Source organism: Bacillus sanguinis, from assembly GCF_018332475.1.
GTDB classification, from domain to species: domain Bacteria; phylum Bacillota; class Bacilli; order Bacillales; family Bacillaceae_G; genus Bacillus_A; species Bacillus_A sanguinis.
This window is the reverse complement of record NZ_BOQB01000604.1, coordinates 1-1,037: the sequence shown is the minus strand read 5'-3', so window position 1 is coordinate 1,037 and position 1,037 is coordinate 1. Positions and strand designations below refer to the sequence as shown.

At 29.3% G+C, this 1,037-nt stretch carries 1 protein-coding gene; it reads left to right on the top strand.

Annotation, left to right across the window (positions count from 1 at the left end; all coding sequences use genetic code 11):
• The first annotated feature begins 163 nt into the window (after positions 1 to 163).
• A complete protein-coding gene (locus tag KI369_RS28810) occupies positions 164 to 613 on the top strand; it encodes a DUF6884 domain-containing protein (RefSeq protein WP_212959036.1) in 450 nt (149 codons plus the stop codon).
• Positions 614 to 1,037 lie beyond the last annotated feature (424 nt).

The following is a 1,037-nucleotide window of genomic DNA, read 5'->3' as shown; positions in this document are numbered from 1 at the left end:
ATTTTAATAGGGAGAATAAGATTTTATACCTTAAAAAAGTGAAAAACGATGCATATATGGTAAAAGATGTAATTTATTTTTGATATCATTATATAGCATGTTGAGAGAAAAATGTATAAAAAAATTTATTTAATTTATGCAGGAGAAGAGGTAAGAAATAAAAATGAATAAGTTATGCATAATTCCATGCGGAAAAAAGAAAATTTGGGATAAGTATCCGGATTACGGACCGATGGAGGCAAAAGATGTATATATTAGTCCGTTCGGAAAAGCATGTCAGGCGTATGCAACTATGTTTTTCAAAAATTGGGTTATATTATCGGCGAAGCATGGATTTTTAAGACCAAAAGATATTGTACTAGAAAACTATGATCTTGCCTTTGATTCAAAGAGTGATGAAATTATTAGCATGGAACAATTAAAACAACAAATGATTGAAAAAGATTTGCTTCAGTTTGATGAAATTGTTTTACTTGCAGGAAAGAAGCATAAGAAAGTAGTGATACAATTATATCCAGAAGAAATCATTACGTATCCGTTAGATGGGTGCAAAGGGATTGGATATATGTTGCAGAAGTTGAAAGGAGCTGTGGGGGAAGGGAAGGAATTATAGGGAATGGCTACAAAAAGTGATTGGTCACATTTTAAGAATCTTTTCTAGCTCTTCGTTGTGAATTGCCTTAGAAATCAAATGTATAAACCTAAGGTCTGTAAAGTAATAAAGAATTAAGAAGGTGTAATGCAGTACTCATCCAATTATTATGCGTATAGCAATTGGTGGGTACTTTTTATGTATTTCATAATAGAGATAAATGTAAGTAAATTGGATAAATTTAACTTAATTGTGAGTATACAGGTATATCAATTGTACCTGTATACGTATGGGGATTTAGAAAATACAATCCAGTTTAAAAGTTAAAGGACTATGTTGTTGAAGATTTCATTAAAATCTATAAAAACGAATAATTAAATATGTTATTATAGAGAATGTTAATTATTTACTTTATTTCATATTTTGAAGAAAGGATGTATTCTAT

What these genes read in the sequence shown, in the direction of transcription:
- KI369_RS28810 (WP_212959036.1), top strand. Translation starts at nt 164, where the DNA reads ATGAATAAGTTATGCATAATTCCATGCGGAAAAAAGAAAATTTGGGAT.